At 41.5% G+C, this 14,711-nt stretch carries 11 protein-coding genes; 1 reads left to right on the top strand and 10 read right to left on the bottom strand.

Annotated features, from left to right (window positions below):
• Window positions 1-117 precede the first annotated feature (117 nt).
• Window positions 118-534, bottom strand: coding sequence for an ATP-binding protein (locus tag H6H03_RS24885; protein WP_190957731.1), 417 nt, complete (start codon window positions 532-534; stop codon window positions 118-120).
• A gap of 134 nt (window positions 535-668) precedes the next feature.
• Here H6H03_RS24885 and H6H03_RS24880 point away from each other — a divergent pair, with 134 nt between their 5' ends.
• A complete protein-coding gene (locus tag H6H03_RS24880; RefSeq protein WP_190957730.1) occupies window positions 669-1,859 on the top strand; it encodes a PP2C family protein-serine/threonine phosphatase in 1,191 nt (396 codons plus the stop codon).
• Between the two features lie 163 nt (window positions 1,860-2,022).
• Here the strand turns inward: H6H03_RS24880 and H6H03_RS24875 are convergent, their stop codons facing one another.
• From H6H03_RS24875 to H6H03_RS24835, 9 genes are all read right to left on the bottom strand, one after another.
• Complete coding sequence (locus tag H6H03_RS24875) at window positions 2,023-2,352, bottom strand: STAS domain-containing protein (RefSeq protein ID WP_190957729.1); 330 nt, start codon at window positions 2,350-2,352, stop codon at window positions 2,023-2,025.
• Between the two features lie 213 nt (window positions 2,353-2,565).
• Window positions 2,566-3,291: a PIG-L deacetylase family protein gene (locus H6H03_RS24870; protein WP_242058024.1), complete on the bottom strand. Its 726-nt coding sequence runs from the start codon at window positions 3,289-3,291 to the stop codon at window positions 2,566-2,568.
• A gap of 30 nt (window positions 3,292-3,321) precedes the next feature.
• Entirely contained in the window at window positions 3,322-5,295 is a 1,974-nt protein-coding gene (locus H6H03_RS24865) for a glycosyltransferase (RefSeq protein ID WP_190957728.1), read from the bottom strand.
• A 462-nt stretch (window positions 5,296-5,757) separates the two neighbouring features.
• Complete coding sequence (locus H6H03_RS24860; protein WP_190957727.1) at window positions 5,758-8,547, bottom strand: DUF3131 domain-containing protein; 2,790 nt, start codon at window positions 8,545-8,547, stop codon at window positions 5,758-5,760.
• Between the two features lie 189 nt (window positions 8,548-8,736).
• Window positions 8,737-8,964: a phage integrase N-terminal SAM-like domain-containing protein gene (locus H6H03_RS42085; RefSeq protein WP_190957726.1), complete on the bottom strand. Its 228-nt coding sequence runs from the start codon at window positions 8,962-8,964 to the stop codon at window positions 8,737-8,739.
• A 198-nt stretch (window positions 8,965-9,162) separates the two neighbouring features.
• Window positions 9,163-10,299, bottom strand: a complete 1,137-nt coding sequence (locus H6H03_RS24850; RefSeq protein WP_190957725.1) for a cob(I)yrinic acid a,c-diamide adenosyltransferase — start codon at window positions 10,297-10,299, stop codon at window positions 9,163-9,165.
• A gap of 144 nt (window positions 10,300-10,443) precedes the next feature.
• Window positions 10,444-12,267 carry an ABC transporter ATP-binding protein gene (locus tag H6H03_RS24845; RefSeq protein ID WP_190957724.1) on the bottom strand — a complete coding sequence of 608 codons (1,824 nt, stop codon included), beginning with the start codon at window positions 12,265-12,267 and terminating at the stop codon, window positions 10,444-10,446.
• A gap of 110 nt (window positions 12,268-12,377) precedes the next feature.
• Window positions 12,378-13,430 (bottom strand): aliphatic sulfonate ABC transporter substrate-binding protein, encoded by a 1,053-nt coding sequence (locus H6H03_RS24840; protein ID WP_190957756.1) that lies wholly within the window; start codon window positions 13,428-13,430, stop codon window positions 12,378-12,380.
• A 162-nt stretch (window positions 13,431-13,592) separates the two neighbouring features.
• Window positions 13,593-14,591 carry an aldo/keto reductase gene (locus tag H6H03_RS24835; RefSeq protein WP_190957755.1) on the bottom strand — a complete coding sequence of 333 codons (999 nt, stop codon included), beginning with the start codon at window positions 14,589-14,591 and terminating at the stop codon, window positions 13,593-13,595.
• Between the last annotated feature and the right edge of the window lie 120 nt (window positions 14,592-14,711).

The following is a 14,711-nucleotide window of genomic DNA, read 5'->3' as shown; positions in this document are numbered from 1 at the left end:
CAAAATTTTAGTATGGCTAATAAAAAAAATACAGTAGAATTTAGAAATAAAATAAAGTTATAGCTGAATTTTAAACTAATTTTTGTGTACTTAAAATTCTTGAAATTTGTCTATGTATTAGTAATACTTGCTAATAAATAAACAATAACGATTATCTATTGTCCGCTCATAGCTTAACTTGTCGGCAATAGCAGACATGATTTTTAAACCGCGTCCGCGTTCTTGGCCATTATCTTCAAATTCTGATGTTTGCCGCAATTGTTCCTCCAAATCAAAGCATTCGCCCTGAGACCAAATGCGAATTTCTATATATTCATTTAAACGCACAGCTTCCATCTCAATTGGAGTTTCAACGGGTAAATTTTTATGGGCATGTTCAACAATATTAGTAAAGCCCTCTATCAAAAGTGTTTGACATTGCCACCAAATTTGTTTATCGGGAAGGCTTGGTTGATTCATCTGCTCAAACCAAGATAGAACTTCAGGCGAGGCTGTTAGATCTGTGTTCACTTTCAGATAGATTTTTTTATTCATTATGAAAAATCAAATATTTTGCAATCATCTTATTCGCTAATTAGTTTATTTAATTTGAGTATTTTCACTATACATAACAAAATAAATTTCATATAACTTAAATTACATCAACTATTTGTTTGCCAGTATAATTTATGTTTAAAATTTTGGTTATTGATGACGATCCTACAGTCCGAGCAGTACTCAAAAGCACGCTCAAAAAGCAGGGTTATGATGTTACCGTAGCTAGTAATGGTGAAGAAGGAATTACACAAGCACAACTGCTGCATCCTGCTCTGATTATTTGTGATTGGATGATGTCCCAATTAGATGGGCTAGAAGTCTGTCGGCGAATTAGATCGGCTCCAGAGTTGGCAACTACGTTTTTTATTTTATTGACTGCTAGAGGAGCAGCTAGAGGAGAGGAAGATGATAGAGTCAGGGGACTTGACGCTGGAGCAGATGAGTTTATCTCGAAACCAATAGAGATGAATGAATTGAAAGCAAGAGTCAGAGCAGGATTAAGGTTATATCAGCTAAATCAGGATTTACAAAGTAAAAAGCAAGCTTTGGAAGAACTCAATCAGGATTTACGAACCCAAAAGCAAATTTTAGAAACAGAATTGGCTCAAGCAGCTGATTACGTGCGATCGCTTCTACCTTCACCCCTCGTAGGAACAGTAACTACAGAAAATTTGTTTATTCCTTCAGCGCAGCTAGGGGGTGATTCCTTTGGCCATAATTGGATCGATGACGATCGCTTAGCAATTTATTTACTAGATGTATCAGGACACGGAGTTGGTTCAGCACTGTTGTCTGTATCGGTGCTGAATGTATTGCGATCGCAATCTCTACCAAACACCAACTTTTCTCAACCCAGTGAAGTCCTAAAAGCCCTAAATCACGCCTTCCAGATGAGGAAACATGGTGATAAATACTTCACAATTTGGTATGGAGTTTATCACCGCCTCAAACGCCAACTTATTTACGCCAACGCTGGACATCCACCCGCTTTACTTTTATCTAGTAACTCTATAGCAAATATCGAAATTCAACAGCTAAATTCTTTAGATTTACCAATTGGCTTTTTACCTGATATTGAATTTGAAAATGCTGTTCTTGAAGTCAAAGAAAACAGTAATTTATATATATTTAGCGATGGAGCTTATGAAATTAATCAGCCAGATGGCAAGATTTTAGGTCTTGATGCTTTCATTAGTAAGCTAATGAAATATAGCCAAACAGATATCTGTAACCTCAATCAATTATTAACAAATATTCTCGGTTTCAATGCTCAAGATAATCTTAATGATGATTTATCTTTAGTAAAGGTTAACTTTGGCTAGTAACTTTAAATGTAGATATATAACCTCTATTCAATTGTATGAAAAAACTTGCTTTAAACTCAAACAGTTTGATTGTTTATTCTTTATAGATGCGATTAATTGCGTTTTTACGTACTCGTTTATAGAAGCAAGTAAATTGTAAAAGCAAACTAAATTAGCATATTTAATTTTGCTTTGCTAGTACTTGGCGATTGAATTCCTCTTGGTCAGCAAAAGTTTGAAAAATCCTATCCATTTTAGTTAGTTGAAATAACATTTTAACTTGCTCGTTTATCGAACAGATAAAAAGTTGCCCATCATTTTTTCGTACTATTTGCATTGCTGATACTAAAGCACCTAAACCAGAACTATCAATAAACTTTACATTTTTTAAATCTAACAATAAAATATTTGTTCCAGTGTCCACAACATTACTAACTTCACGGCGCAATTCATTACCCCTAATACCATCTAAAATTCCAGACAATTCTAGTATAGTTACACTCATATTCATGGATTAATTCTCCAATTTTTTGTTTGAAATATATTATTATTTTGGCATCTAATTAAGACAAACTGCAATAGCTATAGAAATATTTTTGTTTATAAAGTTATGAATTCAAACATTATTAAAATATATAAATATTGTAATATGATTCACTAGGTATGTTTTGAGCTTTAATCATTTGTCCAATGACCAATAACTATAGTAAAATTTTTCAGCAGATTAGCTGAAAAAGCCATATTCTATTTTATTACTATTAGCGATCGCACTAAAAAAGCTAGCATCAACCCATTGCCGAGAAATTTCAAAAGCTTCAAAATATCCATCTTTTTGACCTAATTCACGCGCCCAAAATCGAGACAAAACAAGTATAGCATCGAGTTGCATAAATGCTTTATTTGCTTCTGATTCATAACAACCAATAGCGGCAATTTTTTCCTCAATGACAGAAGTTATATCGACAAAAAAATTGGGTTCAAAACCACGTAAAAAAACAGGCGGTGCTGAATACCACAAAGGTATGTTTTTGCGGGTAGCAACATTAGAAACTGCGATGGCACACACTTCATGATCTCTATGTCCATATTTTTCAGGTTGTGGTGCGTGAGTAATAATCAAATCCGGATGCCAATGCTCAATAGCTTCTTCAGTAACTTTAATCACTGCTTGTGTTGAAAAATTGCACTCTTCAAGCGCATAAAATTCGTAATTTGCACCGATAATTTTACCAGCTGCATCTGCTTCTTGATGACGTGTACCCTTAACAGATGAACTAGAAAGACTACCATCAGTCAAAATTAAGCAACGAACATTCCACCCTGCTTTAGACATCAGACTCAGAGTACCAGCGGCAGGTAGAACTTCATCATCAGCATGAGCATAAATTGTTAACACAGTTCGTTGCCCAAAGTTGTTAAAGTGTAAATGAGTATTCATGGCTTTAGTCATTAGTTATTACCCCCGTCTCCCTAATTCCCCTTACACTTCTTTTGGAGGTTGCCAAACAGATGCGCGGATGATAGCCCACAAAAGTAACAAATTATAAATAGCCCATGCACCATTGAGTAAGTGAACTTCAGGATAATTCAAATGCCCGATCGCGAACCGATAAAGGCTCCATAATATTCCCAGAATGGTCAAGATAAAAACAATAACCTGTGGCCAAACTAGCCGGATATAAATGCCAGATTGTCGTTGTTTAGGCGTTACTTGGAAATTGAGTTTTTGTCCTGTAAATACACTCCATACCGCTTGGATTAATAAGGGAAATAGAGCGATCGCGTATTGTTCTGAACGCCAAACTTCTCCAGCAGGAATTCCCCAAGTGGCTGCAAAGAAAGTCAAGCGATTGATAATAAAAGCTGGGAAAAAGTGTATGGCAAAGTCCGGGCCATAGGTTTTAACTGGAATAATATCGGTAAAAAAATAGATAATTGGACAAGAAATAAAAACCAGAGTTGCAAAACCAGAAAAATAGCTATACATCGTTTTAAAATAATGTAATCTCTGCCAAAAGCTTAGCCCTGGTTTTGTTAATGGATTTTCTCTCAGTAGCACTTGAATAGTTCCTTGTGCCCAGCGCAGCCGTTGTTTAAGAGTAGAACTGAGGTCATCTGGTGCTAGACCTTCTGCTAGCAATTCATGATGATAAATAGATTTCCATCCAGCGCCATGTAGACGCATTGCAGTATTCATATCTTCTGTAATACTGTTGCTGGATACGCCACCAATTAATTGAAATTCATTTAAACGTTTTTCATCTTTGGCAAATTCATCAGCAAAATATTGCAGTCCTACACTAATCAGTGCTTCCCGCCTCAAAAGTGCATTTGTGCCTGTATAAAAAGCAGCATTCATGCCATCTTTACCTTGTTGCAGCGGGCCATAAAATAAATTCGCTCGATGTCCAAAAGGATCGCCCTGAGGAATGTTGTAAAAATCCTGGCGGGTTTGGACAAAAGCAATTTGATTCTGGTCATATTTCCCTGTGAAGAGATTATAAGTGTAGAAATAAGGTAGAACTCGCTTAATAAATTGTGGTTTGGGAATATGGTCAGCATCTAAGGTGAGAATAAACTCTCCGGAAGTTTCCCCAGAAAAAATTGCGTAATTGAGATTACCCGCTTTAGCGTGGTGGGGTACACCGGCTGGCTTAGGACGAGCAATGTAGCGAAAACGAGCCAGTTCAACTAGTTCTAGTTCTTTTTTGCGAATAGCTTCTTCTAAGGCTTTGCGTTCGGTAATCAGGCGTTCCGTTATACTTTGATGCTGTGGAGGTAACCAAAGAATAAACTGTCGCAGACTCTTCACAAATTCGCTACCAAACTCGTTTCCCTCTGATGCTTGCAACCATTCTTCAGCAGCTTGGGTATTAGGTGTGAGATTTTCCAGTTGCTTCAAGCGTTCCAATAAACAACAGTGTTCTGCATCAATTCTTTCTGCTTCCTGCTGTAGTTGTGATGACTGCAAATCCTCAATACACAATCTTTCGGTCATTGCTCGCATATCAGCGGAGTTACCATCATCTAGCACATAAACACGTAACTTGATTGGCGGGTAATCCATTGCTAAAGCAGCTTTGGCAGTTTCTTCTACAATTTCCGGCGGCTCGTTGTAACACGTTATAAAGACATCCACTGTTGGCCAATCAGATCTAGGTATCGATGGAGTCATCTGGTCAAGAGATTTAATTTGTCTAACTAAAGGCCGCCACAATCCAATTACAAACATTACTCCACCGAAATAACTATATATTTCTGCTATTAGCAACGGGATAGAAATCCAAAGTGCATCAAAATTAATTGAATGAGTGATACGCCACTGCAAATACCAGATACCAAAAATTAAATTGATTTCTGCCAAATAGCGAAATAACAGCGTTCTTTTTTTGAGTAACGAACGGCTGTTACCAGAAAAATTTGCGGAGTTATCAATAATAGAAACTGATGTCATCTTAGTAATATTTTGGATTGTGAAATAGTTAGTAATAATCGCTTTTAGCTATCCATGTGTCGCAATCATTTTTCAAATTGGTATAGGACTCCTATTTGATTTTTGAACAAAATTCCGTACCCTTTAATCTTCTATAACCCTCTTGCCTACCCACATAGATAAAGTTCATCAATCAAACCGGATTGCTATATAAGGCTTTGTTAGGTCAGAACTTCTTTTAAAAGCGACGCTGCATTTAGCAACATCCCAAAGGGTATGGGAGACGCGGAGAGTTTTTTTGATAAGTGATTAGGCGGACATGATATGACTACATTCACTCATGTACAAGTATTCCCAAATACAACTGGTTATTAACAACCACAGCTTTGTCATTACAGTCAGGGCTTACGCAAAAGATAACGAAAGTAGCGGTAGAAGCCGCTTCGCGTCTACATGAATTACCGCTACGTCAGAATATTCAATTTATTCTTTTGTACGAGTTACTAATGAAGTATTTTTGCTTGTTGAAGCCCAGTAACTTCCTGAACCATCAGAAATTAACTTTGTTCGTTGGATTGCGGTGTTGGGTAAACCTCGCCCAGAATTACCCTTAGTTACTGCGGCCCACCAGGGAGATTTCATGGTGGTAGTCGGACGAATTAGAGGTTGTCCATTCATAACTTTGTACAACAAGGATTGCAAAATCATACTGTTGGTGCTGCTAGTGAAACCAACTGCTGTTTTACCTGTGGTTTCATAGAAGCCTTCATAAAATCCAGCCGATGGATTGTATAAATCAGTCGTTGCTTGTAGTAATTCTTGACTATACTTATTTTCTGGAAGCAAAGCATGATAAGCAAAAGCTACTGCTGTACTTACCAATCGCCCCTTGGGTACAGGTTGACCGTCATCTCCTAAAGCTACCCAAGCATCGCCTTCCCCAGTAATTGTACTGTGGACAGTGTAAGGCTTGCGATCGATTAGGGTAGTAGCTGAGGCTGTGAGAGTGCCGGTGCGACGGTAACGTTCGGCTTGCGCTTGGAAAATCGGCTCAAAAAGCGATCGCATTTGTGGATCTAATCCGAATTCCAAAGCATAGAGTAGGAAAGGATTGCTAACTGTATATTGGTTTTTGGAGTTAGTGTCTGTGCGGCGGCGTTGAATTGGTACTTTCACTTTCTCTACTGAGGCTGTTTGATATTCACCACCAACAGCAGAACCCTCAACATTAAACCCCCATAATTGAAAAGCACGAGCGGCATATTCTTCATAACCTAAACGGGTTTCAGGATTGACGCGAGTAAGATATCGCCCATCTTCCTCTTTGCTAACAGTAGCACTCGAAAGAATACCTTCTCGTACCACACGCAAGTATGACCAATCCAGCACAATTTTATCTACCGCAGCCGTGTATTCTGGATGACAGGTTTTCAAGTTATAAAGCGCCGCCAGCATCCTGCCCAAATCTAAAGCCGACCAACCATTTCCTTCTGCAATGGGATTTCCACCATAATCTACTGATTGCAGCGTTCTAGTATCGTAACCCCGACTCGGTAACTCCCCTGCAAATAAAGGTAATTTTGTCAAGGCTGCTAATAAATGTCGGGTGCGTCCGTCAAATTCTTTGGGGTTAATTATATCCAGCGATCGCGCCGCATGGAGGGCTGCGAGATAATCGCCTAAGCCCCAGAGAGTTGCACCTTTGAAATCGCTGCGATCGTCAATTAGCCCACTTTTGGAATGATAATTTGCTTGAAAGTATCGCCAAGCCGCCTCTGCATAGCGTCGTTCAATTACTGACAGTGGTCTTTTTAGTTTCAGGTTAGATGATGGTTGCGGACTACCCACTGGTGGAATCGGTGCAACAGCCACTTCTGTAATTTTAGAAGTGTCCGCAGGAGTTGGGGTAGGAACTGTAACACTAGAATTCGCTGGATTTGAGGGTGTTACATTTTCACTGGGTTTACCAGTAGAGACATTGACAGAACCAGAGGCAATTAATGGGCGATTTCCCCTAGCTTTGTAGTATAAAATCTCCAAAATTAGCCCATTAGTATTACCTGTCAAAGCTTTATTGGGTTGCTTTGATTCTTCATAAATACCAGCATAATAGCCACCATCATCAGGACTGCGGAGATCCTTGACAGCATCAAAAAGTTTTTGGGCATAAGCATTATCTGGAAAAAGATAGTGCCAACCAAAAGCAGCTTTGGTGCTGATACTGCGAAATTGTGGGTAAGGCTGATTAGCGTCGGTAATTGTTGCCCAGTTTGTACCGTTGGCGTAGACAGTGTTGTAGAGAAAATAAGGTGCTTGGTCAATATTGTCTTCTGTAACCGCAGTCAACTGGCCTGTAGTATCGTAACGCCGTTTTTGCACATCTAAGACTCTAGCAGCAAAATCAGCTAACTGACCTTGCAAGCCAAATTCAATGCCATCAAGAATATAAGACTCACTCACAACATAATTATTGGCGTTTGTGCTTTGAAAATCACGGGTATCAACGGGAATTTGCACGCCATTAATTTCCACTAACTTAAACGGCTCAAGAGCAATAGCTTTTGGCGCAGAGAAACCCCAAAGTTGATAACCTCTAGCACCGTATTCTTCGTAGCCGAGTCGTCCTTCTTGCACCAGTAATGTTTTGTTGTCAGCAAGAACAGTAGCACCAAAAAGTTGTTGGTCTTTGAGCGATCGCGCTACCTGCCATTTCGTTACAATGCCCTTGAGCCAATCATTATATTGCGGATGACAGCTGCGAATTACATCAAACGCAGCCAGGATTCTACCAACATCCAAAGCAGACCAGCCAATACCCCGTTCAATGGGATTATTGCCATAATCAACCATCTGTCCGGTGGCTGCGTTATAGACTTTATTTGGTAAGGCATCCTCAAATAACTTTAGGCTGCTCAGAGTCGTCAAAAACTTATTCAGGCGAGCATCAAAGTCTGCTTGGTCAGTGAGATTCAACCAGCGTGCAGCATTCAACGCCATCAGGTAATTCCCCATATCCCAAAGGGTACCAGAAGGATAACCCCCAGTAGAATTGGTAAATCCCGTTGCTGGCTGATAATTTTTCACAAAATACTGCCAAGCAGCACGAGCGTAAGTTTGTTCTTCAGGTGTCAGAGGAACTGTAATATTGCTACAGTTATTGGAATTTTGGGATAAGACTGGTGTCGGGATGTAAAACAAAAATTGCAGAAATATTGCAATTAAGAATAATGCGATGGATTTCAACAGCTTTTGTTGACGGGGTTTGTATATCATTTGCAAATAAAAAGTTAAGGATTAAGAGCTATAAAGCCCTTCTTTTGGTAAATAAATTTACTACAGCCTTTCTCTAAATATTAGACATCTCCAGAAATGAAATATACGTTATCCAGAACCCTTGTAGAGACATTAGCAGTGCTACGTCTCTACATTCATTTCCGAAGATGTCTATTGTTTATGTAGAGTTCAAGGTGGGTTTTGAATAGATGTAGCAACTTGTTTACTAACTGCCAAATCTGTTAAAAGTACCTTGATTTCAACACTTTTTATATCCTTTGACTGACGCTGATGATGCAAAAATATATAGCGTACAATCCAGCCAATGTAGCTTTTTTTTGTTTTGTACGAATAATGTTTAATTTTTTGGGCTTTGTTCCATATAAGATTCAGAAAATTTCGGTTTAATCTCCTCATTGGATGTTATGCCGAAAGTTTCTGGATACCAGTGATGAATATACCGAAAAGCCCGTACTTAAGTACAAAATCAGGTAAATATACGGAATATTGTCGCCTGTTATTCTGAAAAAAGTTAATATGCCAAAAAGAAGATTAGAGGAGCAGAAGAGAAATTGGAGCAGTCTTTCCCCCCTGCTCCTTTGTCCGATACTTAATCTAAAAATCCACTCCCCGTTTGAGTTCTACGCCTTGATTTGCATAGTGCTTGTGGCAGTAAACCTCTGAATGAACGCTAGCCAAATCAAAGTATGTCGGTTGATTTTGACAGCGACCAGTGATAATAATTTCAGTGTCGCGGGGTTTGCGGAGCAAAGCTTGGACAATGGGTTCAACGGGGAGTAGTTCCAGGTCAACTGTGGGATTGAGTTCATCGAGAATAATTGTTTTATACAACCCAGAAGCGATCGCAACTTTAGCAATTTCCCAACCCCGTTCGGCTTCTACGTAGTCTAATTCTTGCCGGGAATTCCGCCAAACAATTGCATCTCGACCACAACGCTGATGATCCACCACTTCTGGATATGACTGCTGCAAAGCGGCGATCGCTGCGTCTTCAGTATAACCACTACCACCTTTGAGCCACTGCATAATTAATACACGCGTAGAACCTGGATGATTTATTCCCCTACCAATAGCCTGCAAGGCTTTACCCAAAGCACTCGTAGATTTACCTTTACCAGCACCAGTATAAATTTCAATACCATTAAGTAAAAGTGCTTTAGCAGTTGGGTGGTGGTGGGGTTTCATTTCTGAGTGCAAATCTGCAATATCGAGCAACTTTTGTGGTGCAGCGCGTCCGGTAGCAATGATTTCTAACTCTTGGGGTTTAGATTTTAACGTGCATACCACTTCATCCACTGGCAGCAAACCCAAATCCAATACAGGGTTAATTTCATCCAAAACCACAACTGAATATAAACCGCTGGCGATCGCACCTTTGGCCACATCCCAACCCCGTGCGGCTTCATCTCTATCAAAAGTAGTAATTTCTTCTGGCCCAAAAAATTCGGCTCTGCCAGTCCGAACCTGGTCAATTAAATGGGGAAAGCCACGTTGCAGAGCTGCGATCGCCCCATCTTCATCATAATCACGCTCAGGCCCCTTTAAAAACCGCAGCAGTAAAACCCGGTTGGAATTAGTAGGTGTATTAATTCCCAACCCAATCGAGCGCAAAACTACCCCTAAAGCCGCCTGAGACTTACCTTTCCCCGCACCATCATAGACGTGAATTTGACCAACAAGCCGTTCCTGACGCACTTGCGCCGTGCGAATACCGATGCCGTTCCTTGTCATTTCTCGAAAAGTTTTAATATAGCAGTTTTTACTTCTCTGGGCATGGGAGGTGTGGGAGGATGGGGAAGAAATCTCTCCCCACACCCCCCACACTCCCCACACTCCCCACACCTTCCACCTCTTGTGAGAAATTCGGGCAATGCCCTATTTACTAACTTCTACAGGCAGGAATCCACCCGCCTGCATTTTCCATAGTCTGTAGTAAGCACCGCGTCGTGCCAGGAGTTTGGCGTGAGTACCATCTTCGATAATCTGACCTTGGTCGAAGACCAAAATTCTGTCTAGATGGGCAATGGTAGAGAGACGATGAGCTACCACAATCACGGTTTTGCCATCCATTGCTGAGTCTAGGGTATCTTGGATCGCTTTTTCGGTGATGGAATCGAGACTAGAGGTGGCTTCATCTAGGATCAGAATCGGTGCATTTTTGAGGATTACCCGCGCGATCGCTATTCGCTGTCTCTGCCCTCCAGACAATTTAACACCGCGTTCGCCCACCAAAGAATTATAACCCTCCTTCATTTGGGCGATAAAATCGTGAGCATAGGCTTTTCGTGCTGCCTCAATCACTTCCTCGTCGGTTGCATCTATGCGTCCGTAACGAATATTTTCGATCAATGTGCGATGGAATAGAGAGGGATCTTGGGGAATTAAGCCGATTTGAGCGTGTAGGGCATTCTGAGTCATATCTCGAATATCGACTCCATCAATGAGAATTTGCCCTGATTGTGGGTCAAAAAGGCGCAAAATTAAATTCACAAAGGTAGATTTTCCAGAGCCGGAAAAGCCCACCAAGCCGACACGTTCGCCTGGTTGGATGGTGATGGAAAGATTTTCAAAGACTTGTTTGCCAGCCGCATAACTGAAATAAATTTGCCGGAATTCGATTTTACCTTGGGTAATGGGATGAGCGATCGCTTTATCGCGATCGATTAACTCATGGGGTTGAACAATTACGGAGACACCATTGGCGACATTGCCAATATGTTCAAAGAATTCTAGAAACCGTCGGCTCAAATTACGGGCTTCACTGATAATCAACAGTGACAGACTAGTTGCCACAACGAAATCAGCAGTAGCAATTAGCCCTTGACTCCAAAGCGAAAGCGAGTAATACAAAGTCCCGATTTTTAGAATCGCTGCTGAGATGAACTGAAACCAGCGAATTCTCTCCGAGTACCAGTTAGACTTTCTCACCTCTTTGATTTCGTACTTTAATTGCTCATTCAAATAGCGGCGCTCAAAATCAAGACGAGCAAACAATCGGCTACTGCTGAGATTTGTCACCGCATCTACGATGATCCCAGTTGTCTCACTTCTTGCGGCTGCGGCTCTGCGGGAGTAAATTCGGCAGCGAGTTGCCAGCCAGAAGGAAATACTGATGAACAGAACTGCCCACGTGCCCACAAATGCAGCAAGGGGCGGATAGGCGCGATACAGTAAAATCGCGGATACAATATACACGATGATTACAGACATAAATTCAGTAATCAGCATTTGCATCGTCTGGGTAACACCCAGAGAGGTTTCGCCGATGCGATGCGCCAATGCCCCAGCAAAACTACTACTTAGGTAACGATGGGAATGGTGTTGCAAATAGGCATATAGGGAGCGGACTATGTGCTGTCGGTGGATGGGATGGAGAATAGTTTGCAAAAGTCCAGCCGATCGCCCGAATACCACTTCACCCACACTCAAAGCGGTGAACAACATTAGCGGTTGGCTGACAGCCTCAAAAATGGACTTGCTGTCACCAGTAGATCGCGTAACACTCCGAATGATCTCGCCAATGGCATAGGGCAACATAATACCACAGGTTGCGTGTGTTGCCTCCAGGATTACCATTGCTAAATACCACCAGCGGAACTGGTTCACGAAATAACAAATGAACCTGAAGGTCGTATTAGGTAAATTTGGTGCATCAGCAGCACGTTGAAAAGATTTAGAAATTCTGACCTTTTTTGTCATAAAAGTTGTTCTCGTACTAGCAAACCGTTCTGTAAAACAAAAATAGGACGGCTTCTGTAGCCGCCCTCTAGCGTTAAATAGAGTAGTCAAAAACTACTAGTCTGTAGTTTCTAAACCATAATTTCAGCGGGCGTAATTGCAGCATATAAATCAGGCGGAAGTAACGCATCCCGAATGTTAATTTTCTTTGGTATGACACCCTCTTGAAAGAACAAATCCGCTACACGTTGTTGTTCTGCGATCAGTGCCTCGCTAAGTCCTCTGCGCCCTACAAAAGTACGACGAGACATCACCCTTGCGGCTACGTCCTCATCTAGTTTTTGTTCAGTAATCATCAATTTTTTCACTTCATCTCGATTCGCTTCTGCCCATTTATCAAGACCATGAAGTTCCTCAATGAGAATTTTTAGTAAACCAGGATTTTGTTCGGCAAACTTCCTGTCAGCAATGTAATAAGCACCAGGAGAATCTAGACCAACAGAATCTCTGAGGACACGAATTCGACCCATTTTTTCAGCGATCGCATAATGCGGATCTCCTGTCATCCAAACCGGAATTTTACCTTCGATAAAAGCAGCTCGCGCCTCAATAGTCGGTATACTTTTGATTTTAATATCTTTGATAGTCAAACCAATTGACTGCAAAGCTCTAAGAATAAAATAGTGCGATGCCGAGCCTTTTTGAAAATAAACTTCTTGCCCTTTTATCTCCTCAAATTTTTTCAAAGGGGACTCTGGAGGTACAGCAATAACACTACTTCTTCCTGTTCTTTTGTTTCTTTGCGTACCCACGACATAAACCAAGTCTGATCCAGCTACTTGGGCAAAAATTGGCGGCGTTTCCCCCACCGATCCTACGTCAACTCTTCCCGCAGCCATTCCTTCCATAAGTTGTGGCCCTTGGACAAATTGTGCCCATTCAACTTTAATTCCCAGCGGTTCCAAGCGTTTCTCTAATACTTTCCGATTTCTCACAAGATCCCCTGCACTCTGATACCCCATACGGAGAACCTTGGTTTTAATATCGAGGGAACTTGAACTGCCAGTTGCGCTGTTTAATATATTTTGTTGGTTTTGTTGGCTGCAACTTCCTAACAGATAGGCCAGAGAAAAACCAGATATGCCTGATGTAGCAACATTGAGAAAACGACGGCGTTTAATCATAGTTAATACCATTTGAAATTTTAATATTTATTTGGGCATTGGGCATTGGGCATTGGGCATTGGGCATTGGGCATTGGGCATTGGGAAAGGTTAAATTTATCCCTTTTCCCCTTTTTCCTTTAACCTTTTACCCTGCTTCCTCCGCCCTCTTTGCCTCCATCCCTAACGTAGAGAATCTCCTCTGCGATACTCGGCCGTGAGGTCATCTAATTTTTGTTTCAAATTGTCATCGAGTTTGACTTCCACAGCTTTGAGGGTGTCAGCAAGTTGTTCTGGACGGCTAGCACCAATAATCGGGGCGGTGATAATCGGATTAGCTACAACCCAAGCTACTGCTAAGGTAGTCAGCGATAATCCGGCAAACTCCGCTACTGTGCGTAATTCCTCTACAGTATTAAACTCGCGATCGCGCCAATAGCGTTCTTGATAACGTTCTGCGGCGGCACCCAAGGTGAAACGTGTACCTGGGGTGGGGCCTTGAGCAAGGCTGTGTTTGCCGCTGAGCAAACCACCAGCTAAGGGATTGTACGGAATTACACCGAGTCCTTCTTCTTGCGCCAGGGGCAATAGTTCCCGCTCAATTTCGCGGAATAATAGGTTGTAGCGGGGTTGAATCGACACGAAACGAGTTAGATTACGCACCTCAGCGCGACCTAAAGCACGGCTGAGTCGATAAGCCAAGAAGTTAGAAACCCCGATGTAGCGTGCCTTACCAGCACGAACTACCGTATCTAACGCTTCTAGAGTTTCATCAAGGGGGGTTGATGTATCATCGGAGTGCAATTGATACAAGTCGATATAATCTGTTTGCAGTCGTCTTAGAGAAGCATCGATCGCATCCAAAATATGTTTGCGCGAAGCACCCTGATCCCAAGGCGCAGGGCCTACCCGACCTACGCACTTGGTAGCCACAATAAAATGTTCGCGCTTCCCTTTCAACCACCGCCCAATTATTTCTTCAGTGCTACCAGCAGTAGCAAGACCACCCCCAAGGGGATAAACATCGGCTGTATCCAAAAAGTTGATTCCAGCATCAGCCGCGGTGTCAAGGATCTGCCTGGAAACTTCTTCCTCTGTCTGTAATCCGAAGGTCATGGTGCCCAGACAGAGGCGGGAAACAGTTAATCCAGTTTTACCGAGTTTAGTAGTTGGTATGGTCATAATGTTTGTTGTTGAGTAAAAGGGATTGGGGATTGGCGATTGGCGACTGGGAATTGGGCATTGGAAGGTGCGGGAGGTGTAGGAGGATGGGGAAGAAATATTTCCTCCCTTTCTTTCCAC

The sequence above is a fragment of the Nostoc paludosum FACHB-159 genome (genome assembly GCF_014698835.1).
In the GTDB taxonomy this organism is placed as follows: domain Bacteria; phylum Cyanobacteriota; class Cyanobacteriia; order Cyanobacteriales; family Nostocaceae; genus Nostoc; species Nostoc paludosum.
Note: the sequence above shows the minus strand (reverse complement) of the source record. Positions and strands in the feature narration are given on the sequence as shown.